At 62.8% G+C, this 26,161-nt stretch carries 27 protein-coding genes and 6 tRNA genes; 13 read left to right on the forward strand and 20 right to left on the reverse strand.

The window, feature by feature from the left end; all coding sequences use genetic code 11:
• Positions 1-16: 16 nt before the first annotated feature.
• Together pdxT and tesB are read right to left on the reverse strand one after the other, a co-directional pair.
• On the reverse strand, positions 17-622 hold the full coding sequence (gene pdxT, locus ABWI03_RS20015) for a pyridoxal 5'-phosphate synthase glutaminase subunit PdxT (RefSeq protein WP_298781577.1): 606 nt from the start codon (positions 620-622) through the stop codon (positions 17-19).
• Entirely contained in the window at positions 622-1,491 is an 870-nt protein-coding gene (tesB, locus tag ABWI03_RS20020) for an acyl-CoA thioesterase II (RefSeq protein ID WP_298781574.1), read from the reverse strand. Before tesB ends, pdxT begins: the two co-directional genes overlap by 1 nt.
• Before the next feature lie 37 nt (positions 1,492-1,528).
• Between tesB and ABWI03_RS20025 the strand changes: the two genes are divergently transcribed.
• The gene (locus ABWI03_RS20025) at positions 1,529-2,194 is read left to right on the forward strand and encodes a nucleoside/nucleotide kinase family protein (RefSeq protein WP_350491604.1); all 666 of its coding nucleotides are present in this window, start codon (positions 1,529-1,531) and stop codon (positions 2,192-2,194) included.
• Between the two features lie 36 nt (positions 2,195-2,230).
• Here the strand turns inward: ABWI03_RS20025 and ABWI03_RS20030 are convergent, their stop codons facing one another.
• The 3 genes from ABWI03_RS20030 to ABWI03_RS20040 form a co-directional block, all read right to left on the reverse strand.
• Entirely contained in the window at positions 2,231-3,052 is an 822-nt protein-coding gene (locus ABWI03_RS20030) for an acyl-CoA thioesterase (protein WP_019748291.1), read from the reverse strand.
• A 113-nt stretch (positions 3,053-3,165) separates the two neighbouring features.
• On the reverse strand, positions 3,166-4,677 hold the full coding sequence (locus ABWI03_RS20035; protein ID WP_298781570.1) for an HNH endonuclease signature motif containing protein: 1,512 nt from the start codon (positions 4,675-4,677) through the stop codon (positions 3,166-3,168).
• Between the two features lie 129 nt (positions 4,678-4,806).
• The gene (locus ABWI03_RS20040; RefSeq protein ID WP_298781567.1) at positions 4,807-5,229 is read right to left on the reverse strand and encodes an NUDIX domain-containing protein; all 423 of its coding nucleotides are present in this window, start codon (positions 5,227-5,229) and stop codon (positions 4,807-4,809) included.
• 162 nt (positions 5,230-5,391) lie between these two features.
• Between ABWI03_RS20040 and ABWI03_RS20045 the strand changes: the two genes are divergently transcribed.
• Positions 5,392-5,868, forward strand: a complete 477-nt coding sequence (locus tag ABWI03_RS20045) for a RidA family protein (RefSeq protein ID WP_298781564.1) — start codon at positions 5,392-5,394, stop codon at positions 5,866-5,868.
• A gap of 102 nt (positions 5,869-5,970) precedes the next feature.
• Here ABWI03_RS20045 and pdxS read toward each other — a convergent pair whose 3' ends face one another.
• The 9 genes from pdxS to ABWI03_RS20090 form a co-directional block, all read right to left on the reverse strand.
• The gene (pdxS, locus tag ABWI03_RS20050) at positions 5,971-6,879 is read right to left on the reverse strand and encodes a pyridoxal 5'-phosphate synthase lyase subunit PdxS (protein ID WP_124569700.1); all 909 of its coding nucleotides are present in this window, start codon (positions 6,877-6,879) and stop codon (positions 5,971-5,973) included.
• A 171-nt stretch (positions 6,880-7,050) separates the two neighbouring features.
• The gene (locus tag ABWI03_RS20055) at positions 7,051-8,073 is read right to left on the reverse strand and encodes an NUDIX hydrolase (protein WP_042951805.1); all 1,023 of its coding nucleotides are present in this window, start codon (positions 8,071-8,073) and stop codon (positions 7,051-7,053) included.
• The gene (locus tag ABWI03_RS20060) at positions 8,070-9,197 is read right to left on the reverse strand and encodes a glycosyltransferase family 4 protein (RefSeq protein ID WP_095970498.1); all 1,128 of its coding nucleotides are present in this window, start codon (positions 9,195-9,197) and stop codon (positions 8,070-8,072) included. Before ABWI03_RS20060 ends, ABWI03_RS20055 begins: the two co-directional genes overlap by 4 nt.
• Positions 9,194-10,096 (reverse strand): phosphatidylinositol mannoside acyltransferase, encoded by a 903-nt coding sequence (locus ABWI03_RS20065; protein ID WP_235172154.1) that lies wholly within the window; start codon positions 10,094-10,096, stop codon positions 9,194-9,196. Before ABWI03_RS20065 ends, ABWI03_RS20060 begins: the two co-directional genes overlap by 4 nt.
• Positions 10,093-10,788 carry a phosphatidylinositol phosphate synthase gene (gene pgsA / locus ABWI03_RS20070; protein ID WP_166809518.1) on the reverse strand — a complete coding sequence of 232 codons (696 nt, stop codon included), beginning with the start codon at positions 10,786-10,788 and terminating at the stop codon, positions 10,093-10,095. Before pgsA ends, ABWI03_RS20065 begins: the two co-directional genes overlap by 4 nt.
• Before the next feature lie 81 nt (positions 10,789-10,869).
• Entirely contained in the window at positions 10,870-11,424 is a 555-nt protein-coding gene (locus ABWI03_RS20075; protein ID WP_095970499.1) for an ATP adenylyltransferase, read from the reverse strand.
• The gene (thrS, locus tag ABWI03_RS20080; protein ID WP_298781556.1) at positions 11,421-13,478 is read right to left on the reverse strand and encodes a threonine--tRNA ligase; all 2,058 of its coding nucleotides are present in this window, start codon (positions 13,476-13,478) and stop codon (positions 11,421-11,423) included. Before thrS ends, ABWI03_RS20075 begins: the two co-directional genes overlap by 4 nt.
• 131 nt (positions 13,479-13,609) lie before the next feature.
• On the reverse strand, positions 13,610-14,062 hold the full coding sequence (locus ABWI03_RS20085; RefSeq protein ID WP_296556108.1) for a TIGR02611 family protein: 453 nt from the start codon (positions 14,060-14,062) through the stop codon (positions 13,610-13,612).
• A 171-nt stretch (positions 14,063-14,233) separates the two neighbouring features.
• A tRNA-Val gene (locus tag ABWI03_RS20090) sits at positions 14,234-14,305 on the reverse strand.
• Between the two features lie 293 nt (positions 14,306-14,598).
• Between ABWI03_RS20090 and ABWI03_RS20095 the strand changes: the two genes are divergently transcribed.
• From ABWI03_RS20095 to ABWI03_RS20115, 5 genes are all read left to right on the forward strand, one after another.
• Positions 14,599-14,671, forward strand: a tRNA-Gly gene (locus ABWI03_RS20095).
• A 25-nt stretch (positions 14,672-14,696) separates the two neighbouring features.
• Positions 14,697-14,767: transfer RNA gene (locus ABWI03_RS20100), tRNA-Cys, on the forward strand.
• A gap of 1 nt (position 14,768) precedes the next feature.
• Positions 14,769-14,843, forward strand: a tRNA-Val gene (locus ABWI03_RS20105).
• 92 nt (positions 14,844-14,935) lie between these two features.
• Positions 14,936-15,011: transfer RNA gene (locus tag ABWI03_RS20110), tRNA-Gly, on the forward strand.
• Positions 15,012-15,027: 16 nt separating this feature from the next.
• Positions 15,028-15,102, forward strand: a tRNA-Val gene (locus tag ABWI03_RS20115).
• Between the two features lie 148 nt (positions 15,103-15,250).
• Here the strand turns inward: ABWI03_RS20115 and ABWI03_RS20120 are convergent.
• Both ABWI03_RS20120 and ABWI03_RS20125 read right to left on the reverse strand, forming a co-directional pair.
• Positions 15,251-15,730, reverse strand: coding sequence for an alpha-isopropylmalate synthase regulatory domain-containing protein (locus tag ABWI03_RS20120; RefSeq protein ID WP_166809520.1), 480 nt, complete (start codon positions 15,728-15,730; stop codon positions 15,251-15,253).
• 175 nt (positions 15,731-15,905) lie between these two features.
• Positions 15,906-17,291, reverse strand: coding sequence for a GH1 family beta-glucosidase (locus ABWI03_RS20125; RefSeq protein WP_298781551.1), 1,386 nt, complete (start codon positions 17,289-17,291; stop codon positions 15,906-15,908).
• Positions 17,292-17,407: 116 nt separating this feature from the next.
• Between ABWI03_RS20125 and ABWI03_RS20130 the strand changes: the two genes are divergently transcribed.
• Together ABWI03_RS20130 and ABWI03_RS20135 are read left to right on the forward strand one after the other, a co-directional pair.
• Positions 17,408-18,604 carry an MFS transporter gene (locus ABWI03_RS20130; protein WP_095970504.1) on the forward strand — a complete coding sequence of 399 codons (1,197 nt, stop codon included), beginning with the start codon at positions 17,408-17,410 and terminating at the stop codon, positions 18,602-18,604.
• A 67-nt stretch (positions 18,605-18,671) separates the two neighbouring features.
• A complete protein-coding gene (locus tag ABWI03_RS20135; RefSeq protein WP_095970505.1) occupies positions 18,672-19,205 on the forward strand; it encodes a GNAT family N-acetyltransferase in 534 nt (177 codons plus the stop codon).
• Positions 19,206-19,217: 12 nt separating this feature from the next.
• Here the strand turns inward: ABWI03_RS20135 and zapE are convergent, their stop codons facing one another.
• A complete protein-coding gene (gene zapE / locus ABWI03_RS20140) occupies positions 19,218-20,234 on the reverse strand; it encodes a cell division protein ZapE (RefSeq protein ID WP_298781544.1) in 1,017 nt (338 codons plus the stop codon).
• A gap of 43 nt (positions 20,235-20,277) precedes the next feature.
• Here zapE and ABWI03_RS20145 point away from each other — a divergent pair, with 43 nt between their 5' ends.
• Genes ABWI03_RS20145 through msrB form a run of 4 tightly spaced genes read left to right on the forward strand, consistent with a single transcriptional unit; the run spans position 20,278 to position 24,385 of the window.
• Positions 20,278-21,027: a pyrimidine reductase family protein gene (locus ABWI03_RS20145; protein WP_298781541.1), complete on the forward strand. Its 750-nt coding sequence runs from the start codon at positions 20,278-20,280 to the stop codon at positions 21,025-21,027.
• A gap of 19 nt (positions 21,028-21,046) precedes the next feature.
• A complete protein-coding gene (locus tag ABWI03_RS20150) occupies positions 21,047-22,600 on the forward strand; it encodes an alpha/beta fold hydrolase (protein WP_298781538.1) in 1,554 nt (517 codons plus the stop codon).
• A 60-nt stretch (positions 22,601-22,660) separates the two neighbouring features.
• On the forward strand, positions 22,661-23,944 hold the full coding sequence (locus tag ABWI03_RS20155) for a glycosyltransferase family 87 protein (protein WP_124569708.1): 1,284 nt from the start codon (positions 22,661-22,663) through the stop codon (positions 23,942-23,944).
• A 9-nt stretch (positions 23,945-23,953) separates the two neighbouring features.
• Positions 23,954-24,385 carry a peptide-methionine (R)-S-oxide reductase MsrB gene (gene msrB / locus ABWI03_RS20160; RefSeq protein ID WP_003942631.1) on the forward strand — a complete coding sequence of 144 codons (432 nt, stop codon included), beginning with the start codon at positions 23,954-23,956 and terminating at the stop codon, positions 24,383-24,385.
• Positions 24,386-24,441: 56 nt separating this feature from the next.
• Here the strand turns inward: msrB and ABWI03_RS20165 are convergent, their stop codons facing one another.
• The 3 genes from ABWI03_RS20165 to ABWI03_RS20175 are packed head-to-tail and all read right to left on the reverse strand — an operon-like array spanning position 24,442 to position 26,139.
• A complete protein-coding gene (locus ABWI03_RS20165) occupies positions 24,442-25,362 on the reverse strand; it encodes a WXG100-like domain-containing protein (RefSeq protein WP_124569713.1) in 921 nt (306 codons plus the stop codon).
• Positions 25,362-25,673, reverse strand: coding sequence for a hypothetical protein (locus tag ABWI03_RS20170; RefSeq protein ID WP_200315027.1), 312 nt, complete (start codon positions 25,671-25,673; stop codon positions 25,362-25,364). The genes ABWI03_RS20165 and ABWI03_RS20170 overlap by 1 nt, the downstream gene beginning before the upstream one ends.
• On the reverse strand, positions 25,666-26,139 hold the full coding sequence (locus tag ABWI03_RS20175) for a YbaB/EbfC family nucleoid-associated protein (protein ID WP_298781527.1): 474 nt from the start codon (positions 26,137-26,139) through the stop codon (positions 25,666-25,668). The genes ABWI03_RS20170 and ABWI03_RS20175 overlap by 8 nt, the downstream gene beginning before the upstream one ends.
• Positions 26,140-26,161: the final 22 nt, after the last annotated feature.

The following is a 26,161-nucleotide window of genomic DNA, read 5'->3' on the forward strand; positions in this document are numbered from 1 at the left end:
GGCTGAGTATGCGTCGTTATCCGCGCACCAGATCGACGAACAACTCGTGCACCCGACGGTCACCGGTCACCTCGGGATGGAATGACGTGGCGATCACCGAGCCCTGCCGAACCGCGACGATCCGGCCCGCGGCCTCTCCCGCAGCGGCGGGAACCTGCGCAAGGACCTCCACGCCCGGACCGACTCGCTCCACCCACGGGGCGCGGATGAAGACGGCGCGGATGGGATCACCGATGATGCCCTCGAACTCCAGGTCGGACTCGAAAGAATCGACCTGCCTGCCGAAAGCGTTGCGGCGCACCGTCATGTCGATGGCGCCGAGATGTTCGGCGTCCGGCCGGGTGTCGAGTACCTCGCTGGCGAGCAGAATCATGCCGGCACACGAACCGTAGGCCGGCAGCCCGCCGCGGAGTCGCTCACGAAGCGGTTCCAACAGTTCGAACACCTGCAGAAGCCGGCTCATGGTGGTGGATTCGCCACCCGGAATCACGATTCCGTCTACCTTGTCCAACTCCTCCGGCCGACGGACACCCACGACATCGGCACCCGAATCATCAAGTGCGGCAAGGTGCTCGCGAACATCACCCTGGAGAGCGAGTACACCGATCAACGGACGCGTCATCACACAGTTCCTGTCTTGTTCGCACGGCTGTTCTTGCTCTCATGGCTGTCGGGTTCGCGTTCCAGACGCGTCAAACCCTCCTGAACCACCGCTGCCACCATGTTGCCATCGCGATCGTAGATACGCCCCTGAGTGAGCGCGCGACCGAAACCTGCCGACGGTGAGGTCTGGTCGTAGAGCAACCACTCGTCAGCCCGGAACGGACGCAGGAACCACATCGCATGATCGAGCGAAGCAGTCTGCGTCTTCACGCCCCGGTGCGGGACTTTCGAAGTTCCGAGCAGGGTCATATCACTGAGGTACGCAAGCGTGCAGATGTGCAGCAGCGGACGATCCGGCAGAGCCTCGCGGTAGCGCATCCACACGCGTTGTTGCGCGGCGAGATCCGGCGCTGACGCGCTCTGCTCAGCGGGCACAATTCTGATGTCCCAGTTCTTCCACTCCTGGTAGAACTGCGATTCAGCCAATTTGGGAACAGTCTGGGCGTCCGGCAAGTCCTCCGGCGCCGGGACGGAGGGCATCCGATCCTGGTGCTCGATACCTTCGTCGTCGACGTGGAACGAGGCCGACATCGTGAAGATCGTCTTGCCGTCCTGGACTGCGTTCACCCGGCGGGTGCAGAACGAGCGTCCGTCGCGGATGCGGTCCACCAGGTAGACCGTCGGAATCTTGGGGTTGCCCGGACGTAGGAAGTATCCGTGCAACGAGTGCACGTGGTAGCTCTCGTCAACGGTGCTCACGGCAGAAACCAACGACTGCCCGGCAACCTGCCCGCCGAACGTCCGCTGAAGGGCGGTGGGATGGACCGCACCACGGAAGATGTCCTTCTCCAGGTGTTCGAGCGCGAGGATCTCCTCGATACCAACCATGAGTCCTCCGAAAACATAGACCGCCGCACTGGGCGCGATGACGGTTCACAATATCGCCTCGGCGAGCGGGCACGGCACCATGGTGGGCGTGAGTACATTCATCCCGTCCACTCCCCTCGCCCTGGCCGAGCAGATTGCAAGGCTGAGCGGATCCCTTCCGTCGGTGGCGGTAGTAGCGATCGACGGACCTGATTGTGCGCAGCCGTCTCGGCTCGCGGAACTGGTCGGCGCCGCCGTCGAGTCCCACAACAGACCGAGTGCTGTTGTGTCACTGCACGACTACGTGCGACCGGCCTCGCTGCGATACGAGTTCGGGCACGAGGATGGGTTGAGTTACCGCACCATCTGGTTCGACTATCCGGCACTCGATCGCGAAGTGATCACCGCGGCCCGCACCAAACGAACGCTGTTGCCGAAACTCTGGGACGAACCCACCGATCGATCGGCTCGCTCGATCCGGGTCCCTGTCCATGAGCGCGCGGTCATCGTGATCGCCGGTCCGATGTTGCTCGGGCGTGGGCTGGAGTTCGACGTCAGCGTCCGCCTGGACATGAGCGAGGCTGCCATGCGACGGCACACGCCGGAGGCGGATCTGTGGACCGTCGACGCACTTCTCGAACACCGATCAGAGGTGTCCGAGGAGGTCGATTTCGAGGTCAGGTACGACCATCCGGCTCGGCCTGCGGTGCGGTCTCGCCCCTGAAGGGTCTCACTGCGATGGGCCTCACTTCAGGCGACGTCACTTCGGCCGATAGAGCCTGGTCAGGCCTTCCTGGACGACTGCAGCAACCATATTTCCTCGGCTGTCGAAGATTCGTCCCTGCGTCAGTGCGCGACCGAAGCCCGCTGACGGCGACGTCTGGTCGTACAACAGCCACTCGTCGGCCCGGAACGGACGCAGGAACCACATGGCGTGATCGAGCGACGCGCTTTGCATGGCGACGTCCATGTGAGGGCCGCGGGAAGATCCGAGCAGCGTCATGTCGCTCATGTACGCAAGCGTGCACACATGAAATACCGGGTCGTCCGGGAGAGCCTCGCGGGAACGGAACCACACTTGCTGCTGCGCGGCAGCGCCCGGACGTTTGTTGATGTCGGCCTTCGGCACCATTCGCAGGTCCCAGTCGGACCACTCGCGCGCCAACCACGCAGTTTCGGGGTCTTCCGAATCCTGGGCGATGGCCAAGGTCTCGGGGTCGGGGACCGGTGGCATCTCGTCCTGGTGCTCGATGCCTTCGTCCTGGACGTGGAAGGATGCCGACATCGTGAAAATGGCTTGTCCGTCTTGGATTCCGGTGACGAGTCGGGTCGCGAACGATCGACCGTCTCGAACTCGATCCACCAGAAAGACCGTCGGTTCCATCGGATTGCCCGGACGCAGGAAGTACCCGTGCAGCGAATGTACCGAGTAGGCCGGATCGACTGTGCGTACCGCCGATACCAATGCCTGGCCGGCGACCTGGCCGCCGAAAGTGCGGGTCAGGGTGGTCTCCGCGATGATTCCTCGAAAGATGTCCCGCTCGAGGCGTTCCAACTCCAGAATTTCTTCGATCCTCGCCATCGATGCTCCACATCTTCCCGTGTACCGACGTCTACCGACCTTCACACAATGCCTGACGCACCCCCCGCCACCAAAGTGGGCATCCAAAATCAAGGAGTGACACGCCGATCTACTCAGAATGGTGGTGGATCGTCTCCGTGATCGACGGTCTTCCGTCGGCCCCTCTTCTTCATTCGCAGGTGCATTCGTAACCGCTGCCGCCGGCGTTCACCTTTGACGCGCACAGCCTTGTTTTCCAGACGTGTGCGCCGACGCCGACCGCCCTCGGGCGGTACTGGCTCGAGCATTCCCGACATCAGACCTGACGGCCTCGTTCGGTAGCAATGTCCGGTCGGCGAGGTCAGCATGACGCTGCGGTCCGGGTTCGAGGTGTGCATCCACTGACCGGAATGCTTGAGGCGGTGATGGTTTCGACAGTAAGCACTCATATTCGACGCCACGGTCTTTCCACCACGAGTGGGATCACGATGATCAAAAGGTTCAGTGTGATCGAGATCTGAATTCCATGCCGCGACATCGCAGTGCAACCACTGGCAGCTTCCTGCGATCACCCGCAACCAGGTGTCGAGGAACGCGCCCGGGCGGTACACGAACGCCGAAGGGGTTACGGGCGAAGGTGCTTGCTCGCTCGCACCGGCAGACTCACGCTCCGCGTCGGCTGGAACCTTCACCTTCCGAATCACCGCACCCGCAGCGATGTCACGCGCATGCTCCGCACTGATCACTCCGTACCCGTCGAGGTGAGCGGGTTCGTCTGCGCCTGGTGCTTCACCACCTTGAAGCGCGGACTCAAGCACGACCACATGAACCAACGGCCGACGCACCACAACAATCCCGCTTCGATGTTGTGGGCAGTCGGCCCGGCCGCAATCACACGGCAGAATCGTCGACCCGGCTACCAACGCTCCCAATGCGTCGGCTCGTCGCTGCTCGTACTTACGGGAATCATGTCGACACACCGACAGTGCCAACCCCCGCAACCGACCGTCGAAAGCCCGCGCGTCCTCCGCCGGAATACTCCCCAAGATCCGGGCCATTCCGTCCTCGGCAGCGCTCACACCCACGAACCGATCGGACAGGGCGCGGCGTCGACGTTCCCTCATTCCCTCGGGATCCACCACGGCGACGATCCGGTCGATAGCCGCTGTCAATCGGCGACCGGTCAGGCCCGTACCGCCGGGAATCGGTGGGGCCGAAATCTTCTCGAGGAGTTGCCGTTCCACCTCGTCGATCACATCGTCGGCGACGTTGGCCGTTGCGGAGTCGATCAAGCCCACTCGATAGAGATCGAGTTCTCCACGCGCCATAGCGGCACGCGTGCGATGGAGGCGAGTCTTGAGAGAAAAGCCGAGACCGATCAACTTTCCCGCCGCGGCACGACCCATGGTCAACGCCGCGCCGAGCTCTGCCTCAGCCAGTTCGTGAGCGGTGGACGACCACGCGCCGGCATCGGAGTGGTCAGCGCTGCGACGCTCGAAGAACTCGGCAATGGCGGCGAGTTTCCGTTCCACGAGCATCGATTCACGCGCTTGCAGGTCGGCGATGAGATCGATGAGGGCGCAGTCGGATTCGGCACCGGGCAGCTGCGCTGCGGTACCTGAACTTCCTACTCCGTCATCGAACATTCCTCAATCATATTCGAAACTCTGTTCGAATCGCTATGGTTTCCGGAAATCAGTCCGAAGAATCCCGATTGACCGAAAATTGTTGCGGAGCAACATTTGCGGCCACTCTTGTTTCGGCAACGGATTCCACTACTGAATCAGGGCGTCGATAATGCGAGCGACTCCGGCCGGGTAGATGGGGCGGTCGGACCCACCTGCCAGTACCCAGTGGACTGGACTACCTTCGTCGAGGACTCGGAGTTGCACGTCGAGCGGAATCGCATCGATGTCAGCCGAGTCGACTGCAAAGACATGGACAATCTCATGCCCAAGTCGCCCCTCGAACTCGAAGATGTTCTCGACGACCTCGAGCAACTCGGCGCTCCCCAACGTGACGCCGAGTTCCTCCGCGAACTCGCGTCGCAGCGCTGCCTCGGCCGTCTCACCGAACTCGATACCGCCACCGATCAAACGATGGAAGTTCTCCCCCGTGACAGAGTCCGTGCCGTCGAGCATGAGTACGTGACCGGAACGGACAGGTAGCCCCAGCGAGATGTTGCGAATTGACGACATACAACAAAGCTTAGGTGGCCGAATCGAACACCATTTTGAATCCGACGACAGTGAGTATCACCAAAAGTGATGGGGTGGGCGCAAATACGACTTGGACTCGCAGACACCGCCGATGACAGACTCGAACACCATTCCCGGACAAAAGACCCCATTGAGGAACCGATGAACGACGCAAGTACCTGGACCGCACGACTCGCCGCGCTCGACCTGACCCTCCCGCCGGTTGCCGCCCCCGCAGGTTCTTATCTCCCTGCCGTTCAGACGGGGTCATACGTTTACACGTCGGGGCAATTGCCTCTCGTCGACGGCACCACGACGTGTATCGGCAAGTTGGGCGAAGGCGTGTCCGTCGAAGACGCAGCCCAGGCGGCGCGGTTGTGCACTCTGAACGGACTCGCATCCGTCGATGCATTGGTCGGGCTCGACCGCATCGTTCGCGTCGTCAAAGTCGTTGGATTTGTCGCTTCGGGATCAGGATTCTCGCAGCAGCCGCAGGTGATCAACGGCGCATCCGACCTGTTGGCCGAGATCTTCGGTACGGCCGGACAACATGCCCGCTCTGCGATCGGTGTGGCCGAACTCCCCCGAAACAGTGCCGTCGAGGTCGAGTTCGTGTTCGAGGTATCGGACAGCATCTGACCCGGTCTGCCATACGCCGAAGGGGCGACGGTTGCCAATGCAACCGTCGCCCCTTCGTCTGTGAAGACCTTCAGGCGTTGAGCCCGGTCATCGAGCCTGGTGTCACCAGCCGCGCTCTGCGAGGCGGTGCCCGACGGGCAGGTCGTCGACGTTGATGCCGACCATTGCCTCACCGAGTCCGCGTGAGACCTTGGCGAGCACGTCCGGGTCGTCGTAGAACGTGGTGGCCTTGACGATGGCCTCGGCGCGCTGCTTCGGGTTGCCGGACTTGAAGATGCCCGATCCGACGAACACGCCTTCGGCGCCGAGCTGCATCATCATCGCAGCATCTGCCGGGGTGGCGATGCCGCCGGCGGTGAACATGGTGACAGGCAGCTTGCCGGCCTTGGCGACCTCGACGACCAGTTCGTACGGGGCCTGCAGTTCCTTGGCGGCCACGTACAGTTCGTCCTCGCTGAGCGAGGTCAACCGGCGGATCTCGCCGCGGATAGTGCGCATATGGGTGGTGGCGTTGGAGACGTCGCCGGTGCCGGCTTCACCCTTCGAGCGGATCATGGCCGCGCCTTCGTTGATGCGACGCAGCGCTTCGCCGAGGTTGGTGGCGCCACAGACGAAGGGAGCGGTGAACTTCCACTTGTCGATGTGATTGGCGTAGTCGGCCGGGGTCAGGACCTCGGACTCGTCGATGTAGTCCACGCCGAGGCTCTGCAGGATCTGCGCTTCGACGAAGTGACCGATGCGTGCCTTCGCCATGACGGGGATGCTGACGGTGGAGATGATGCTGTCGATCATGTCCGGGTCGCTCATGCGGGAGACGCCGCCCTGCGCGCGAATGTCCGCGGGGACCCGCTCGAGTGCCATGACGGCGACGGCGCCTGCGTCTTCGGCGATCTTGGCCTGCTCAGCGGTGACCACATCCATGATCACACCGCCCTTGAGCATTTCAGCCATGCCGCGCTTGACGCGTGCGGTGCCGACGGCGGTGGTGGGGGCAGAGTCGGGGGTGCTCACAGCAAACTCCTGCAGTAGTGGCGTGACAAAAGAAACGAGGCACGGCGAACACACGAGTTCGTTCGCTCGGAGGCCTCTGGCCAGAACTCTAGGACTAACCGGCCTTCGATTCCGTATCCAATTTGGCATTGCTGGCCTTAAACGGCCGCGACCGCTGAACGGCCGACCGGTTCAACGGATGGAACGCACTTCCGGATCCTCGGAACCGTCCGCGATCGTCGCCGCCTCCACCAGGAGGTTTGCCAGATCCAACGGGTAGACGGGCTCACCGGACTTGGCCAGCCGGCGGATCTCGTCGGCGCTGCACCAGCGATGGCCGGTGATCGCGCGCTGCTCCAATTCCGTGTGGCCTTGGAACACCGGCTCGAAGCCATGAGTGCGTGTGGCGAAGAACAGCTCTTCCGAACGGATCAGCTCACCGTCGAACGGGAAGATCGCCACGCGACGCCAGAGCGGACCTCGCAGGTTCTCCGGCGCTACCTTGAACCCCGTTTCCTCCTCGATCTCACGAACCGCGGCCGCTCGCAGATGTTCGCCGCGTTCGAGCCCGCCACCGACGGTGAACCAGAAGTAAGTGTTCGGGATCTTGGGATCGTGGCCGCGCAACAGCAGCACCCGATCCTCCTCGTCCAGCATCACCACCCGGGCGGAGGTCCGCGACGTGTCGACGGTGATGCCCTCGGGCACCGCCGCCGCGGTCGTGCGCTCCGATATCTCGAAGTACTGAGGCAGCGGTGCCGTTCCCCCGAGGTGCAACCAGCGAACAAGTCGACGTGTACGCAACGCGAGAGTGTCTCGCACCGCGTCGTTGTGGAACCGCCGAGCGATCAGCACCCTCGCCTCTGCATCGGCCAACTCGGCCACCAGTTGAGGTCGCAGCGACGTCGTGCCATAGGCGGCAAGAGCGTTGGAGAGCCTGTTTTCGGCCAGTTCGCGATCCTGACGATCCGCTCGTTCGGCAGCGTCCGCCAAGGTGACGAATCTGCGAGCGTCGTCGGCGCTCATGTCCACCGCCGCAGCGCGGACAACCGCGGCACGACGAGACAGTGCCGCATCGAGCGCCAGCCACGACTGATCCGAACGCACATGCAGTCGATCGAGTCGGTTCGCCGTCCCGTACGCCCACAGTCCGACGACCAGGACGACGGCAGCGACGAGCCCGAGAATGAAGATCGTCAGAGCGGAGAAGGTCATGAACCCACCACGCGTACGCCGGTGCCGCCAACCGTGACGGTCTCGTAGACACGCAGGATCTGTTCGGCCACCACCGGCCAGTCGTATTCGGCAACAACACTTGTCGCGGTGTTGACGAGCGCGCGTCGTCGATCCGGGTCACCGAGAACGGAATCGATTGCCTCGGCCAAGGCATCGGAGTTCCCGATGGGGACCAGCAAGCCTGCCTGACCGTCGCGAAGAACACGGCGGAAAGCGTCCAACTCACTCGCCACGACGGCAGTGCCCGCCGCCATGGCCTCGACCAGCACGATCCCGAAGCTCTCACCACCGAGATTGGGCGCGCAGTAGACGTCCGCACTGCGAAGCGCCGACGCTTTCTCCTCATCGCTGACCTGCCCGAGCAGGCGGAGATGCTTGAAGTATTTGCCCGCCTCTTTGCGGAGTTTTTCCTCGTCGCCGCGTCCGACCACGATCACTTCGAGATCCGGATGACGCTCGACCAACTCCGGCAGCGCACCGAGGAGGACAGCCATCCCCTTCCGCGGTTCGTCGTAGCGACCGAGGAACAGAATGGTTCCACCTTCGCGCGGGTAACCGGGCAACATGTCGGCCTCGGCAAACGCTGAGACGTCGACGCCGTTGGGAATTTCGACCGCGTCGGACCCGAGGGACTCGACCTGCCAACGACGCGCCAACTCCGAGACTGCGATCCGGCCGCTGATCTTCTCGAGATACGGAGCCAAGACACCCTGAAAAGTGCTCAGCACCAAGGACTTCGTGGTCGACGTGTGGAAGGTGGCGACGATCGGGCCTTCCGCGATACGCAACGCGAGCATGGACAGACTCGGCGCATTGGGTTCGTGGATATGCAGAACGTCGAAGTCACCTTCCGCGATGAACTTGCGGAGGCGGGCGTTCGCCGTCGGGCCGAAAGACAACCGCGCAACAGAACCGTTGTAGGGAATCGCGACGGCTTTACCGGCGGAAACCACAAAATCCGGCAACTCGTCGTCGTCGGACGACGGCGCCAGCACACTCACTTTGTGGCCACGTTCGATCAGCACCTCGGCCAGATCCACCACGTGCGCCTGCACGCCGCCGGGGACGTCGAAGGAGTACGGGCAGATCATGCCGATTTTCATTCACCCTCCATGCGGGCGAGCCGCGATTCGGAGAGGTCCGAGCGCCACAGAGGTTGAAGCATGTGCCAGTCAGCGGGGTGCGCTGCGATGTTGACCGCGAAACGGTCGGCGAGTGCCTGTGTGGCCGGGCCGACGCCGCCGGAAACGTCGATCGGTGGGTCGATCTTGAAGCCCCATCCGTCGGGAGTGAACCAGCAGTGAACCGGTAGCAGCGGCGCGCCGGTGTCGATCGCGAGCTTCGCCGGGCCGGCGGGCATGCGAGTCGGTTCTCCGAAGAACGTGACCGGTACACCCTTCTTCGCCAGATCGCGCTCCCCCAACAGGCACACGATCTTGTTCTCACGCAGATGCTTGGAGAGTTCGACGAACGGAGGATGCTCCCCGCCGCTGAGCGGGAAAATCTCGAAGCCGAGACTCTCGCGATAGTCGACGAACCGTTCGTAGAGGGATTCGGGCTTGAGCCGCTCGGCAACGGAGGTCAACCCACCCCATTGCTGAACACACCACACCCCGGCCATGTCCCAGTTGCCACTGTGCGGCAACGCCAGCACTGCGCCATGACCTGCCGCCATCGCTTTTTCCAGATGTTCCTGGCCTTCGACCAGTGCATGCAGCGCTTTACCGGTGGCGACCAGGTCCATCGACGGAAGTCGGAACGCCTCACGCCAGTACCGGGCGTACGAGCGCATCGAATCCTTGATCAACTGATCCGGAACTTGCTCCGGTGTCGTGCCCAGAACTCTCGCGAGGTTCTTCCTGAGTTGTTCGGGACCGCCCTTGCGTACCGCGAAATCCGCTCCGGCGTCGAACAGCTTGACCGCCAACGATTCCGGCAGGCTTCGCACCAGACGCCAACCCGCGGCGTATCCCAGATCGGTTGCACGCTCGGCAAAGCTCATTTCTCTGCCTCGCCGTCCGTTTTAGGCTCGCCGTCGGTGTTCGGCGCGCCTTCGACCGTTGATGCGGCCGGGGCGATCGGCAGAAGTTCCCGGGCGCCAGGGGAATTGCGCACCGCGAGCACTCGCTGGAAGACCGTCACGATGCTTCCGGCGGCAAGTACCCACATCGCGATGTGGATCGCCCACGGTAGACCCATACCCGTCAGGCCAGATCCGACCAGCACGATGATCAGTCGGTCCGGGCGCTCGATCCACCCGCCGTCCGCAGTCAGCCCGCTCGCCTCCGCGCGCGCCTTCGCGTACGAGATGACCTGCGAGGTGACGAGGCAGATGAGCGTCGCGACGAGCAGCCACTTGCTGTTCTCGTGGTAGACCGCCCACCAGGCGAGGCCGGCAAAAATCGCGCCGTCGGCCACGCGGTCGCAGGTCGCGTCCAGTACCGCCCCGTACCGCGTTCCGCCGCCGCGAGCACGAGCCATTGCGCCGTCGAGCATGTCGAACATGACGAAGAACCAGATGAACATGGTTCCCCAGAACAGATGTCCGGACGGAAACAGCGTCACCGCACCGGCGACGCTTGCCACCGTGCCGATCACTGTCACCGAGTCCGGCGTCAGACCGGTCTTGACCAGCGCCTTCCCCATAGGTGCCGTCACCTTGGACACCGATGCGCGCCCGAAGAAGCTCAACACCGCAGGAACCCTCCCCGTCGTGAGTTCCGGTTCGGAACTCGTTGCAGCAATGCATCCTGCCATGAAGCCGGATGCGTCAACCTATTGTTGCCAGGCACCGGCGAGTAGTCCCCTGGTCTCCCGCAGCAATTGCGGCATCACCTTGACCCCACCGAGCACGGTGATGAAGTTGGCGTCGCCGCCCCAACGTGGCACTACGTGTTGGTGAAGGTGCTCGGACAGCGAACCGCCCGCAGCCGCACCGAGATTCAGACCGACGTTGAATCCGTGAGGATTCGACACGCTCTTGATCACCCGCAACGCCTGCTGGGTGAACGCCATCAACTCGGCACTCTCCTCCGGCGTCAGGTCTTCGAGTGCCGCGACCTTGCGGTACGGAACCACCATCAGGTGCCCCGGGTTGTACGGGTACAGGTTCAGAACCGCATAGACATGCTCACCGCGGGCAACGATGAGCCCTTCTTCGTCCGACATCTTCGGAATGTCGATGAACGGTTCACCCGTCGTACCCGGGGTGTTGGGCGCCTCGGTGATGTACGACATCCGATGCGGCGACCAGATGCGCTGCAAATGGTCAGGGTCGCCGACACCGTGGTCGATCAGCGAACCTGGCCCCTCGTCACCGGGGGCGCTCACTGCGCCACACTTGGCTGCACCAGTTCGGCTGTCGGCGAGGCGTTCTCGCGGCGGCCGATCCACTCGGTGATGATCCGGACGGCGTCGTCGACGGGAATTCCGTTGATCTGCGTGCCGTCGCGGAAACGGAAGCTGACCGCGCCGGCCTCCACGTCACGCTCGCCCGCGAGGAGCATGAAGGGGACCTTCTGCGTGGTGTGGTTACGGATCTTCTTCTGCATACGGTCGTCGCTGAAGTCGACTTCGGCGCGCACACCGGCTGCCTTGAGCTTCTTCGTGACGTCGAACAGGTGATCGGCGAACGCCTCGGCCACCGGAATTCCGACGACCTGCACCGGTGCCAGCCACGCTGGGAAGGCTCCGGCGTAGTGCTCGGTCAGCACACCGAAGAACCGTTCGATCGAGCCGAACAGCGCGCGGTGGATCATGACCGGACGAGTCTTGACGCCGTCGCTGCCGGTGTACTCGAGTTCGAACCGTTCCGGCAGGTTGAAGTCGAGCTGGATGGTCGACATCTGCCAGGTGCGGCCGAGGGCGTCCTTGACCTGAACGGAGATCTTGGGACCGTAGAACGCGGCTCCGCCCGGATCCGGAACCAGTGTCAGGCCCGAAGCTTCGCCGACCTCGGCGAGCGTTGCGGTCGCCTCTTCCCAGACGTCGTCGCTACCGACGAACTTGTCCGGGTTCTTGGTGGACAGCTCGAGGTAGAAGTCGTCGAGGCCGTAGTCCTTGAGCAGGTTCAGCACGAACTGCAGCGTGGTGGTCAGCTCTTCGCGCATCTGCTCACGGGTGCAGTAGATGTGAGCGTCGTCCTGAGTCATGCCACGCACACGGGTCAGTCCGTGGATGACGCCGGACTTCTCGTAGCGGTAGACCGAGCCGAACTCGAAGAGCCGCAACGGCAATTCACGGTACGAACGTCCGCGAGCACGGAAGATCAGGTTGTGCATCGGGCAGTTCATCGGCTTGAGGTAGTAGTCCTGGCCCGGCTTGCGCACAGTGCCGTCCTCGTTGAGCTCCTCGTCGACGTGCATCGCCGGGAACATGCCGTCGCGGTACCAGTCGAGGTGACCGGAGACCTCGTACAGATGCCCCTTGGTGATGTGCGGAGTGTTGACGAACTCGTAACCCGCCTCGATGTGGCGGCTGCGCGAGTAGTTCTCCATCTCCGTGCGGATGATGCCGCCCTTGGGATGGAACACCGGCAGACCCGAACCGAGCTCGTCGGGGAAGCTGAAGAGGTCCAGTTCGGTCCCGAGCTTGCGGTGATCACGACGCTCTGCCTCGGCGAGCAACTCGAGGTACTCGTCCTGAGCCTCGGTGGACTCCCACGCGGTGCCGTAGACACGCTGCAGATCGGCGTTGTCCTGGTTGCCACGCCAGTAGGCGGCGGAGCTTCGGGTCAACTTGAAGGCCGGGATGTGCTTGGTGGTCGGGATATGCGGGCCGCGGCACAGATCGGACCAGATCTTGTCGCCGGTACGAGGATCGAGATTGTCGTAGATGGTCAGCTCGTTGCCACCCACCTCCATGATCTCGGGATCGTCGATACCGGACTTGTCGTCGATGAGTTCGAGCTTGAAAGGTTCGTCGGCCAACTCGACCCGAGCGTCCTCGATCGAATCGACCACTCGACGCGAGAAACGCTGCGATCCCTTAATGATCTGCTTCATACGCTTTTCGAGCTTGGCCAGATCCTCCGGAGTGAACGGACGATCCACCGCGAAGTCGTAGTAGAAGCCGTCCTTGATCGGCGGACCGATCCCGAGCTTCGCGTCGGGGAATTCTTTCTGGACCGCCTGCGCGAGGACATGGGCCGCGGAGTGCCGGATGACGCTGCGTCCGTCTTCGGTGGAAGCCGCCACCGGCTCGACGTCGACATCGACCTCAGGTGTCCACGACAGATCCTTCAGCGTCCCCTCGCCATCGCGGACAACGACGATCACGTCGGGCCCCTTCGTGGGGTATCCGGCTTCGCGCACTGCAGTCCCGGCGGTCGTCCCCGCGGGCACCCGAAGTGGGGCGGCTGAGTGCTCTGGCGCGGGACTGGTCACGGCGATGTGCTCCTAAGGTATTGCGACAAGTAAGACAGGCGTCGTACCCACTGCGAGCACGCGCACGATCATGTTATCGGCCCTACCGACATGTCGAGACAACCGAGTGAAGGAAATCGGCCGCGTTCAGCTCACAGTGGCGATTCGAGCCACGAGTAGTCCAGGCCCACCCATGTCCCGATCAGGCCGAAGGTGCCGAGCACCCACAAAGTCGCCAAGACGATCACTGTGGTGAACAGAACGCCCAATCCTTTGACGAACAACGACTGCTTGCCGAACCATTCCATGAACCGGTCGTATCGAGCCTTCGCGAAATGAAGGAGTCGATGTGCCCACGCGAACTCCGACGCCAGGATGCCGAGGCCGGCGAAGACGATGAGCCAACCGGGTCCCGGGTACGGAATAGCCACGATGCCTGCGGCGAACACGATCGTGCCCACGACTCCGACGCCGATGCGGTACGCAAGATTGAGTGTGGGCCGCGCGGCGATTCCAGCACGCCACCGCTCCCAACGGGACTCTGCCTCTTGAAAGACGGACAGGTCTGAATCGTCGACGGAAGAATCGACCTTTTCGGTACTCAAGTCAGTCACCTTTTCGGTCGCGAAATGTCTCTTCGACCAGGCTACCGAAATCGTCGCCCGGCGACCTGCGACGACGGTCCGCATGCCGAAACAACCGCGCCCTCGAACAGCTGTGCTCTCAAACGACTGAAGGCGTCCCCGATGATCGGGAACGCCTTCAGTGCTTTTCTGTGGTCCCGGCTGGGATCGAACCAGCGACCTTCCGCGTGTGAAGCGGACGCTCTCCCACTGAGCCACGGGACCGTAAGTCATCCGAACGCATGCGCTCGAACGAGTTGGAACATTAACACGGCTGCGCGGCGAATACGAATCACCAGGTTGGCATTCGTTTTGCCCTAGGCGACCCCGAAATCCACGAATTCGAGCCGATTTCAGGCCGTATTCATCGCCAAGTCGGACTGTTGCAACGCCCGCGACGGGTCGATTCGACGTCGAACACGCCACTGAGCTGGTGATTTGTGTGTATCCGACACGGTCGGCTAATGTTTCCAACGCACCGAGGAGAGCGAGCAGCTCCCCAAGCAACACGGTGCGATGCGGACGTGGCGCAGCTGGTAGCGCACAACCTTGCCAAGGTTGGGGTCGCGGGTTCGAATCCCGTCGTCCGCTCGAGAGGTGTGACTCAACCTTTTACGGTGGAGTGGCCGAGTGGTGAGGCAACGGCCTGCAAAGCCGTGCACACGGGTTCGATTCCCGTCTCCACCTCGCGCGATTAGCTCAGCGGGAGAGCGCTTCCCTGACACGGAAGAGGTCACTGGTTCAATCCCAGTATCGCGCACCACGTCAGGCCCTCGGGCCTGATGGTCAAGACCTGCTTGCAGGTCTGATAAGTTAGAAAAGTACTGAGTTCCGGTAACGGAGTTCATTGCTCATGCGGACGTGGCGCAGCTGGTAGCGCACAACCTTGCCAAGGTTGGGGTCGCGGGTTCGAATCCCGTCGTCCGCTCCATTTTTCTCCAGAACCCGCGCGATTAGCTCAGCGGGAGAGCGCTTCCCTGACACGGAAGAGGTCACTGGTTCAATCCCAGTATCGCGCACCATTTGAGAATGCAAGAAGCCGGGACCTCAGGGTTCCGGCTTTTTGCGTTCGAGCGCCAAACATACTGGGCCGCAGTACTGACGCAGGGCCCCTCGGGAGCTCCGCGTCAGTACCGCGGTTGATGTAGCTGATCAGATCGTTGTCACTGCTCAGTGAGAGAAGCGGTTCGCTGCCGAAGTCATCGCGCGCAGCGAGGACTCCGTCGACGACTCCGCAATACCCATCGCCCAGCTCCGACGACCGTCGCACTCGGTGAAGATGAACGTCGCCGTGCGGTGGCCGATCTGGTGCTGATGGAAAGACAGGATCTCGAGCGAGATTCCCGCGTCGTGCAGCATCGACGTCATGGCCGAGATCGCGCCGGTCGAGGTGGCGGACGCCTTCTGGATGCGCTCCCCCAGCCCGAGTGTCGCTTCGAAGGTCCAACGACCCGGTGCGATCTTCTCGGAGGACCACGCACCCAGACGGATCGGGCCGCTCATAGCCGCATACGTGGACTCGAACTCGGTCCACGACATCGCTGAGCATTCGGCACGCAGGCCGGCGGGCAGGGATTTTCCGTGACGCGCCGCGAAGGGATCAGCAGCGGTGGAAGAAGAATCAGAAGCGAAAGCGAAGTTGTAAGTCATGATCGTGGTCTTCCTGGAATGAAATGGAGGACCAACTGGTAGCAAGACGACCCGCAGCGAGGGGTCGGTCCGATTCAGACCCCGCTACGGCGGCTTACTACGAGAATTCGCTTCATGAGAGACGAGGCTAGGCGGCCTGGTTCCATAAAGCAACTCAGACCGCCTCCGCTGCAGGTCAGACCTGAGCCGCTTTGTGCTCGGCGATCAGAGCGCGATACCACTCGAACGAGGCCTTCGGTGTGCGCTTCTGGGTGCCGAAATCGACGTGTACCAGGCCGAAACGCTCCTTGTACCCCGCAGCCCATTCGAAATTGTCGAGAAGCGACCACACGAAATAGCCGCGTACATCGACACCGTCGTCGATGGCCGATCGGAGGGCGCGAAGGTGCGCATCGTGGTAGTCGATTCGTGCTTCGTCCTCGACAACTCCTGCGGCATCCGGAGCATCGTGGAACGAACACCCGCTTTCCGTGATGTAGATCGGCGGCAGTGCGTCACCGAAGCGTGCTTGGAACGTCCGCAATATCTCACCTAGTCCCTCCGGAACGATCGGCCAACCGAAATCTGTTGTGGGATAACCGGTAATCGCGACGGGGGCAAAGGGCAGGCCCGGCGGCAGGTCGACTTCGAGCACACCTTCGGTCCCCTGGCCTTCCACCGGAGCGGCAATCATCGTCGGCTCGTAGTAGTTGATCCCGTACCAGTCGAGCGGCGCCCCGATGATCTTCAAGTCCTCGTCGACCGGACCGCTGAGCAGCTGAGCGAATTCGTCGGCGGGGTATTTCCCGACCAGAACCGGGTCGGCGAACATCCAATTGACGACGTGGTCGTAGATGTCGGCAGCCATCGCGTCTTCCGGGGAATCCGAAGCGGCCCGCACCGGCGCATGGTTCGAGGCGATTCCGATGTTCGTGCATCCGGTTGCCCGAAGCGCTTCGACAGCGAGGCCGTGCCCGAGCAGTTGGTGATGTGCGGCTTGGAAAGCCTCGAACCCCAGAGCGAGTCCGGGGGCGTGAACTCCCAAGGCATGTCCGTAGAGCGTGTGCACCACCGGTTCGTTGAGCGGCATCCACATTCCGACTCGATCCGACAGTCGCTCACCGACTACCTGCGCGTACTCCCCCAGTCGATACGAGGTGTCGCGGTTCATCCAGCCGCCCTGCTCCTGCAATGCGAGGGGCAGATCCCAGTGAAAAAGCGTCACAGCGGGGGTAATTCCCTCCGCACACAGTCGATCGACGAGTCGGTCGTAGAAGTCGAGCCCTTTCGCATTCACTGCCCCCGATCCGGTGGGCAGAATTCGCGACCACGACAGGGACAGCCGATAAGCGTCGAGCCCGAGCTGTTGCATCAGGTCGATGTCCGATTCCCAGCGGTGGTAATGATCGGCAGCGACCGTCCCGGTGTCGCCCCCGACGACAACACCGGGACGGTCACAGAACTCGTCCCAGATCGACGGCCCGCGACCGTCTTCGGCCACAGCTCCTTCGATTTGATAGGCCGCAGTTGCGGTTCCCCAGACGAAAGAAGACGGAAATTCTGGTGTCGGCTGCCGAGTCATGTCGGTCAGTTAATCAAAGAACCGTGCAAAACACGCAGGTTTGTTGGACACTCGACCAGTATCAAGATCCAGTACCGTTCGGCCTACCCGAACGAACGAGACAAAGGCCCTGCTTGATGACGGATAACACCCGCACCCTGACGAGGGCCCGGATCGCCACTTCGGTGGCCTTCGGACTTCAAGGATTCCTGCTCGCCGCCATACTGACGCAGCTTCCGCAGTACAAGGACTTGTTCGAGCTGAGCGAGACACTGGTTGTGGTTGCGGTTGTCACCGTGTCCGTCATCGCCGGGCTCGGCAGCGTGCTCGCCGAGATGCTGGCCGTACGGACGTCGAGCAAGATGACTCTGCGAACCGGACTCGCCGTCATCGCAGTCTTCGGCGGGGCAACTGGAATTGCGCCAAACGCGGCGATGTTTTTCGTCTTCCTGGCGATCTACGGCATCGGACTCGGCATGGTCGACGCGGCCGCCAACATGCAGGCGGTCTCGATCCAACACGCCAAGGGCCGCTTCATCCTCTCCTCCTTCCATGCTTCCTGGAGCGTCGGAGCGATTGTCGGCGCTCTCTTCATCTCTGCTACCGCAGGTCTCGACGTCTCGATCCGCGTGACGCAGGTGATCGCGGGAGTTGTTGTCGGACTGATGCTTCTGGCCTTCGGTCCGCAACTGCTCGATCGCTCCGAGTCTCCGGTTGCCGATGCAAACATCACGAGCACCGCGAAATTCACCGTCCCCACCCGCGCCTTCGTCCTCCTCGGCGTCGCGATGGCCCTGTTCTACGCGGTCGACTTCAGCGTCGGAAACTGGTCGACTCTGTACGTCAAGGACGAACTGTTAGCCGACGCCGGGACGGCGGCACTCTCCGTCGCGGCATACCAAATCGCGGCACTGATCGCACGACTGACCGGCGACTACTGGGTCGGCAAGTTCGGTGAGACCACCGTCGTGCGGATCGGCTCTCTCATCGGCGTGTTCGGCATGACGATCGTTGTCCTCGCACAATCTCCCGCCGTTGCCATCGCCGGCTTCCTGATCGTCGGCCTCGGCGTACCGGTAATCGCCCCGATCTGCTTCAGCGCCGCCGGGCGAATGGCACCCCCGGATCAGGTCGATGCGGTTATCGCACGCATCAACCTCTTCAACTACGTCGGCACAGTAGTCGGCGGCGGCATCGTCGGCGCGGTCGCTGCCTTCAGTGACCTTCGAATCGGGTTCCTGATTCCGCTGGCGTTCTGCGCGATCTTGATAGTTCTTGCTCCCGCGTTCGCTCCGAAACGAGCCACGACGCCGGTCACCGAGAACGCCGCTTGAGCTTTGTGCCCGAGGAAAGTGGTGTACTTGATCGACCGAATCATGTGCGCGAGAGGTAGAAACTGACGTGACGATCACCGTTGACCGGGCCGGGATCTGGGATTCCGAAGCAATCGCCGATGTGGCTGCGGTGACTTTTCCGCTGGCCTGCCCACCGGACGCATCCGACGACGACATCAGCGCCTTCATCGACAACGTTCTCTCGGTCGACAAGTTCTCCGAGTATCTGACGGACCCGACACGAACGGTTCTCAAGGTCATTCGCGACGGCTCGATCGTCGGCTACGCGATGCTTGTCGACGACGAGCCCGCCGATCCCGACGTCAAAGCTGCTGTGACACTTCGCCCGACGACGGAACTGAGCAAGTTGTACGTACTTCCGGGAAACCACGGAACCGGCGCGGCGGCATCCTTGATGGACGCGGTTGTCGACCATGCACGACGCGGCGGAAGTGCCGGGATCTGGCTGGGTGTCAATCAGGAGAATCTGCGCGCCCAGAAGTTCTACGCCAAGCACGGTTTCACGCAGGTCGGCACCAAGACTTTTCTCGTGGGCGCACAACTCCACCACGATTTCGTGATGGAGCGCCCCGTCAGCTGACAGGCCTGCCGATCAGCCGGCCGCGACCTCGAAACGAGAAAGCGCGAGCAGACGCGAGGTCGCGCGCAGGTACTTCTTCTTGTACCCACCTGCGAGCATCTCGGGAGTGAATATCTCGTCGAGGCGTGCGCCGGAAACGGTGACCGGGATGCTCGCGTCGTACAAGCGGTCGGCGAGAACCACGATGCGCAAAGCGACCGACTGATCCGTTGCGGGGTGAACGCCGTCGATGAAGACTGCCTTCACACCCTCGACCAGCTTGTTGTAGCGCGACGGATGCAGTGTGCTGAGGTGCTTGCACAGCTCGTCGAAGTTGTCGAGCGTGGCGCCGTCGATGGCGTCGGCCCGAGAGACCAACTCCTCCGAGGAAATGGGCTCCGGTGCGGGCGGAAGGTCACGGTGACGGTAGTCGGGACCGTCGACGCGAATCGTCTCGAAGATCGAGCCGAGCTTCTTGATCTCGCGCAGGAAGTCCTGCGCGGCGAAGCGGCCCTCACCGAGCTGGCCGGGAAGCGTGTTCGAGGTCGCGACGATAGATACGCCGCGTGCGGAGAGCTCCGAGAGGAGGCGGGAGACGAGCATGGTGTCGCCCGGATCGTCGAGCTCGAATTCGTCAATGCAGAGAACGCTGTGGTCGGCGAGCGCTTCGACGGCCTTGTTGAAGCCGAGAGCGCCGACGACGTGTGTCAGCTCGACGAAGGTTCCGAACGCCTTGGGCGACGGAACGCTCTGGAAGATCGACGCCAGCAAGTGAGTCTTGCCGACACCGAATCCGCCGTCGAGGTACAGGCCGGCGCCGGTTGCCTGGGTCTTCTTGCCGAACAGGCCGCGGCGTCCACCACTGCGGATCTTGGTGACGCGCTTGGAGAATTCCTCGGCCTTGGCGACAGCAGCTGCCTGGCTCGGTTCCTTAGGATCGGGAATGTAGGACGCAAAACTCACCTCGTCGAACATTGCGGGAGGCACCATTTGAGCTACCAGTTGATCGGCGGGTACCACCGGGCTGCGATCGACAAGACGTTCATGCATCCGTCAAGGGTATCTACGTGATGTGATCTCTCATGTGCACCGTATGGATATTGCGACCTACTTCACACCAGGCAGAGAAGACGAGCTCCGCAGCTTGTACGCCTATCCGGAGAATCTCTCGCAACCCTGGATGCGTGTGAACTTCGTTTCCAGCATCGACGGGTGCGTCTCCGTCGACGGCGTGAGCCATGGACTGGGCACACCTGCCGACAAGTCGGTCTTCGGGATCTTGCGCGAACTCTGTGACGTCGTCGTGGTCGGCGCCGGCACAGCGCGAGCCGAGAACTACGGGGGTGTGCAGATCTCGAACGAAGCCCGCGTGCGACGCACCGCCGACGGACTCGCCCCGGTCCCACCGATCCTCGTCGTCTCAGCGCACGCGTCGATCGACCCTGAAAGTCGTCTCCTGCGAGATACCGACATTCCGCCGATTCTTGTTGTCGGTAGCGCCGCGGACAGTGCAGCGATTTCGGCGCTGAGATCCGCCGGAGCGCAGGTAGAGGTGACGGACTCGCCGAACGTCAGCAGCGACGACATCGACAGGGCCTTGTCGGCTCGCAAGCTCCGTCGCGTGCTGTGCGAGGGCGGACCGTCACTTTTCGGGCAGTTGATCGAGGACAATGCCGTCGACGAACTCTGCGTCACCACCTCACCTCAACTGGTGGGGAGCAAAGTCGGCCGAATCTCGCTCTCCCCCAACGCAATGCCCACAGCGATGCGTCCCGCACACATCCTCGGCGATTCGGACGGCACAATTCTCACTCGATGGGTTCGTCAGCAGCCACGTCGGTGAACCTGGCACTCTGGTCGGCATGCGCAGAGTTGCTTTGATGGCCGTCGTCCTCGCGACGTGTTGTGCGTGCGGCGCCGGACCGTCGCTTCGGCCCGCCGTCGCGGTCGAAGGCCGCACCGACGGCAGCCCCGCCCAGAGCGAGGGGCCGTCGCCCGATGCGCCGCCGGTTGACCCTGGCGTCCCGACCGACGACCTACCGTGGCGGGACTGCACCGGCACGTCACTAGCGGACCAGGCTCTCGCGGCGTCGAGCGCCGGCGTCATCCTCGAATGCGCGGAATTCAGTGCCCCCATCGACGTGACCGGTGCCATCGACGGCAACTTCACTGCCGGCTTGACCCGCGCGCGGACCTCGTCGACACCTGCAAACGCGTATCCGATCGTGTTCACTTCCGGCACCGACCGTTCATCGGGAGAGTCTCTGGCCATGCTCGCTGCAACCGGATTGACGACGGTACTTGCGGATCACCCCGTCGTTGCCCTGGATCGACGCGGAATCGACAGGTCCACCGCAATCGACTGCATGACGCCGGAGATTCGGCGCGGCCTTCACGATCTGGGCCAGTACGACACGGATTCCACCGGCGATGCCGCCGACGCGGTCTCCGCACTCGGTCACGACGCGACCATCGCGTGTACCGACTACCTCGATCCTCAAGAACTGAAGTTCGGCGCGGACTCCGCTGCCGAGGACATCGACGCTCTACGTACACGGTGGGGCGTCGAGACCATCGCTCTGTGGTCGGCAGGGTCCGGCTCGGACATCGCGCTGAGCTATGCGGCGGCCCACCCGGACAACCTCGCGAGGTTGATCCTCGATTCTCCCGCTCCGGTGGCCACCGACGCTGCCACCGAGGCAGAGAGCCGCGTGCAGGGCGAGGAAGCCGCGTTGACCGCATTTGCTCAGCGATGTGTGGCGCTGGGGTGCTCGCTCGGACCTGATCCGAAGAAATCGGTCACGGATTTGATGGAACGCGCGCGGGCCGATGAATTCCAGCCGCTGTCCGCCGCTGCGGTGTCGAACGCGATTTCGGCGAGTCTGTGGACTGCCGGAACCAACCGTGAGCAAGAGACCCGCTCACTGTCGGACGCTCTGTCCGCGCTCGGTACCGGCAACGCTTCGCCGATTCGAGAGCGCGCCGCCCGGGCAGAGAACGAGGTGGACGGTGACGGCCAGTTCATCGGACGATGCACCGACGGCACGCAGTGGCCGGGGATCGGGCGTGCCCGCGAACTGGCGGACACGTGGGGCACCAACTATCCGGTATTCGGGCGAGAAGCCGCGCTCGGTTTGCTCGCATGCGCCAGCTGGCCGTCGACCGCCAACTCTCCCCTGCCCAACCAGTTGAAGCCCGCCGTCCTCGTGCTGAGCGGTCAGGGTGACCCGGCCGTCGGAAACTCCGGACTCTCGACCGTCACCGGCGTCGTCACCAACGCAGGGTCGCGCTTCGCAACCCTGGACTGGCAGGGTGCGGGTCACCCCGCGGCACAATCCACCTGTGCGCAGCAGGCGATGAGGGCATACCTCACCGACGCCTCCCTGCCCAGCAACGGAAGCGTGTGCCCGGCCTGACTCGGGCGCTCGTCCACCACGACCGAAAAGGGGTGCATCCCCCGATCACACCCTGCTCCGGTGTACCGTGCCGAAGTGTTCCTTCGACAGCTCGAGCCGCGTACCGGGCGGACAACCCAACAAGTCGTCAACTTCGTTTTGTGGCCGATCGCCGTGATGACCGTGCTCAATCGTGTCATCGTCACAGCCGTCAACGGCGCCATCACCGATGACTTCCGACCGGTCTACAACGCCGCGCTGGCGTTCTGGAACGGTCGCGACGTCTACACCGCAGATTTCAACTCGGTAGACCCCCATTACCTGTACCCACCATCGGGTTCGTTGTTGATGGCGCCCCTGGCGATCCTCGATCCCGAGCGCTCACGGTGGCTGTTCATCGGTGTCAATGCCGTCGCCATCCTCGTGGCTCTCTACCTGCTGTTGCGCTTGTTCGACCTGACGATCAGTTCCATCGCCGCGCCGATTCTGGTTCTCGGCGCTTTCATGTCGGAGACGGTCACCAACACGTTGGTGTTCACCAACATCAACGGTCTCGTCCTGCTCGGCGAAGTTGCCTTCCTCCTGCTGCTGATGCGCAAGAAGGATCTGTGGGCCGGCGCCGCGATCGGTCTCACCATCGCAGTGAAACCCACTCTCGCGCCGCTGCTCCTGCTGCCACTCGTTCGCGGTCAGTGGAAGGTGTTCGTCACCGCCCTCGGCATCCCGTTCATTCTCACGGTCGTCGCATGGCCACTTGCGTCGGATCCGATGGACTTCGTCCGCCGCACCGTGCCGTACCTGCTCGAATCCCGTGACTATTTCAACAGTTCGATTGTCGGAAACGGCGCGTACTTCGGTCTGCCCGAATGGTTGATCCTGCTGTTGCGCGTCGTGTTTGCCGCCATGGTCGTCGTCTCTCTGTGGCTTCTGTACCGCTACTACCGCAACGACGAACTCTTCTTCCTCACCACCGCGACCGGCGTGATCATGACCGCGTCGTTCCTACTGCCCTCGCTCGGCCAGATGTACTACTCGATGATGCTGTTGCCACTCCTGATGTCCGTGGTGCTCAAGAACTCGGTCATGCGGAACTGGCCGGCGTGGCTCGCCGTCTACGGCTTCATGACGTTCGACAACTGGTGGTCGAACCGCTGGCCGACCTTCGGCCGAGCAGCCGAATACACCAAGAGCACCCTCGGCTGGAGCCTTCTGCTGATCGTGATCTTCTGTGTCCTCGGATACCGGTATCTGGTCGCGCGTCGAGAGGGCCGCTTGGATCAGGGAATCGATCCCGCGTACCTCCTCGATCCCCCGCTCGATACCGTCTCACCTGCCGACGAAGCCGAAACGGCGACAAAGCATTAGCGTGGAGGCATGAGTTCTTCACACGATGGCATCGACAGCACACCTGAGGTCACGTACACCGAGAGCGAGTGGCGCGAAAAGCTGACTCCGGAGGAGTTCGCCGTCCTGCGACAAGCCGGCACCGAACGCCCCTTCGTCGGCGAGTACACCGACACCACCACGGAAGGTGTTTACTCCTGCCGGGCGTGCGGAGCCGAGCTGTTCCGCAGCACCGAGAAGTTCGAATCGCACTGCGGGTGGCCGTCCTTCTTCGATCCGGCGGATTCGGATGCCGTGATCCTGAAGGAAGACAGCTCACTCGGGATGCGCCGCGTCGAGGTCATCTGCAAGAAGTGCCACAGCCACCTCGGTCACGTCTTCGAGGGTGAGGGATACCCGACGCCCACCGATCAGCGGTACTGCATCAACTCGATCTCGCTGGTTCTCAAGCCCGCTCAGTAGCCGGGTCGTGGGCTACCCCCCAATCACGGGAGTAGCCCACGGATCGAGACTTCGACTCAGAAGTCCCAGTTCAGCGCGGTCGGGCTCAGACCGGCCGCGTTCAGGTCCTCGTTGCGAGCGACAAGACCGTCCTTGACTGACCCGATCCCACCACCGATCGCGCCGGACGTGATGTCCGTCAACGAGGCATCGCCGCCCGTGACTTCCTTCGTCACGATCGCAGCGGACGCTCCCGACACCGCGTCGTCGAAAGCGCCCCGTGCGATCTCCTGCAACCTCGAACCGGTCGGGAGCGGGTTCGGGTCAGGCCCGACACGATCCGGCGTCGTCTTCAACCCCCCGTTCGCCAGTCCTTTGACGAAACCGTCGCGCCCTTCGGTCATGACCTTGCCACCGTCGATCGACTGGCGATGATCCATCGTCATCTGACCCAGTTGAATGGCGAGACCGGAGAAGACGGCTGCGGCAGCTTCCACTGCTGCAGCCTCGATCACTCGTATCAACAATTGCTGCAACAACATTCGGACCGTGAGTGTTGTTGCGACCTCAGCCGCCACGATTCCGGCTGTACTCGCACCCAGTGTCGGGACAGCGGCCGCCACCATGGCGGCAATCTCGAGCGCCAGTGCGCTCAGCGCCGCGAGGATCGACAGTTTGGTGTACTCGATGTCCGTGCCCGTATCGGTGCATGACTGCCCCAGTTCGGCTGCAGCAGAGGACAACCGCTCGAAGACCTCCGCAACTCCCCCGGCCTCCGACCAATACCGAGACAACGAGTCGCCGGCTCGACCGTCGATCGAAGCCAGTACTGCTTGCAAACCATAACCACCGGCAGCGGCCGAAGCCTCGATCCGATCAGCCGCGTCTGACCAGGCATCACCCAACCTCCACAGTGCCGTTTCGTCTCCTTGCGGCCAGTCACTGCCCACCGCGACCGACGCAACCGCCTGTAACCAGCCCGGAATCTCGAGTCCCATCAGAGCCCACCCGCCAGGTCGTCGGCAAGCGAGGTGTCGATCGCTTCGAACCGATCGGTGATATCGATCAGCGCGGCGGTCAATTCTCGAAGCGCACCCGCGATCAATGTCATCCCACCGACCGCTGACGACGCACCGGGAACATATGCGTCCGAGAATGCGGTTCCGAACTGGTCAGCTCCCCAGCAACCCTCTTCGGCGCCTGCCGCTGTTTCCAGAGCACTCCGCGCCTCGTCGAGATCGGCCGCAACTGCCTCGAATGCAGGTGCAGCACTTTTCATTGCGGCTACGTCCACGCCCAGTTCAGACATTGCCGGAGCTCCTCAGAACGGTGCGGTCCCAGTTCTCGTCGCCGCCTGCCGGCACCGACGCCGGACGAGGCGCGAGAATCTCACGCAATCCGAGCACACCGGGGACGAGGTCAGGCAAATCGATTCCGGCCGCTTCCGTGAACGGACTCGACATCTCGGCGACCTGTCGGCGCATGTCCTCCGCCGCGGATGTGGCGGTAGCCAGGATCAGATTCCCCAACGCTGCCGGCGAATGCTTGCCGTAGGCGCTCGCCGAGAGGGTGACTCCCACGGTCGCACCCGAAGCGTCCACGACCACTTCCACGCTACCGTCGCTCGAATGCACGGTCGCCGTCGCTCGAGCGATCTTCTCCTGCAAGTCCGCCAGCGATCGTGTTCGCTCCAACAGTTCGACCTGCATCGAATCGATCTGGGCCCGAAGAACTTCGACCCGCCCCCGCATCGAACCAACATCCGTTGCATTCACGATGGCCCCCACCTTCGATAGA

The organism is Rhodococcus baikonurensis (assembly GCF_040489275.1).
Classification (GTDB): Bacteria; Actinomycetota; Actinomycetes; order Mycobacteriales; family Mycobacteriaceae; genus Rhodococcus_F; species Rhodococcus_F baikonurensis.

Bases quoted from the DNA above. Each gene is read 5' to 3' on its own strand.
- pdxT (WP_298781577.1), bottom strand. From the start codon at position 622: ATGACGCGTCCGTTGATCGGTGTACTCGCTCTCCAGGGTGATGTTCGC.
- ABWI03_RS20145 (WP_298781541.1), top strand. From the start codon at position 20,278: ATGGATATTGCGACCTACTTCACACCAGGCAGAGAAGACGAGCTCCGC.
- ABWI03_RS20035 (WP_298781570.1), bottom strand. From the start codon at position 4,677: ATGTTCGATGACGGAGTAGGAAGTTCAGGTACCGCAGCGCAGCTGCCC.
- msrB (WP_003942631.1), top strand. From the start codon at position 23,954: ATGAGTTCTTCACACGATGGCATCGACAGCACACCTGAGGTCACGTAC.
- ABWI03_RS20120 (WP_166809520.1), bottom strand. From the start codon at position 15,730: ATGACTTACAACTTCGCTTTCGCTTCTGATTCTTCTTCCACCGCTGCT.
- ABWI03_RS20045 (WP_298781564.1), top strand. From the start codon at position 5,392: ATGAACGACGCAAGTACCTGGACCGCACGACTCGCCGCGCTCGACCTG.
- ABWI03_RS20030 (WP_019748291.1), bottom strand. From the start codon at position 3,052: ATGGCGAGGATCGAAGAAATTCTGGAGTTGGAACGCCTCGAGCGGGAC.
- zapE (WP_298781544.1), bottom strand. From the start codon at position 20,234: ATGCATGAACGTCTTGTCGATCGCAGCCCGGTGGTACCCGCCGATCAA.
- ABWI03_RS20150 (WP_298781538.1), top strand. From the start codon at position 21,047: ATGCGCAGAGTTGCTTTGATGGCCGTCGTCCTCGCGACGTGTTGTGCG.
- ABWI03_RS20125 (WP_298781551.1), bottom strand. From the start codon at position 17,291: ATGACTCGGCAGCCGACACCAGAATTTCCGTCTTCTTTCGTCTGGGGA.
- tesB (WP_298781574.1), bottom strand. From the start codon at position 1,491: ATGGTTGGTATCGAGGAGATCCTCGCGCTCGAACACCTGGAGAAGGAC.
- ABWI03_RS20055 (WP_042951805.1), bottom strand. From the start codon at position 8,073: ATGACCTTCTCCGCTCTGACGATCTTCATTCTCGGGCTCGTCGCTGCC.
- ABWI03_RS20060 (WP_095970498.1), bottom strand. From the start codon at position 9,197: ATGAAAATCGGCATGATCTGCCCGTACTCCTTCGACGTCCCCGGCGGC.
- ABWI03_RS20040 (WP_298781567.1), bottom strand. From the start codon at position 5,229: ATGTCGTCAATTCGCAACATCTCGCTGGGGCTACCTGTCCGTTCCGGT.
- ABWI03_RS20025 (WP_350491604.1), top strand. From the start codon at position 1,529: ATGACGGTTCACAATATCGCCTCGGCGAGCGGGCACGGCACCATGGTG.
- ABWI03_RS20130 (WP_095970504.1), top strand. From the start codon at position 17,408: ATGACGGATAACACCCGCACCCTGACGAGGGCCCGGATCGCCACTTCG.
- ABWI03_RS20065 (WP_235172154.1), bottom strand. From the start codon at position 10,096: ATGAGCTTTGCCGAGCGTGCAACCGATCTGGGATACGCCGCGGGTTGG.
- ABWI03_RS20165 (WP_124569713.1), bottom strand. From the start codon at position 25,362: ATGGGACTCGAGATTCCGGGCTGGTTACAGGCGGTTGCGTCGGTCGCG.
- ABWI03_RS20170 (WP_200315027.1), bottom strand. From the start codon at position 25,673: ATGTCTGAACTGGGCGTGGACGTAGCCGCAATGAAAAGTGCTGCACCT.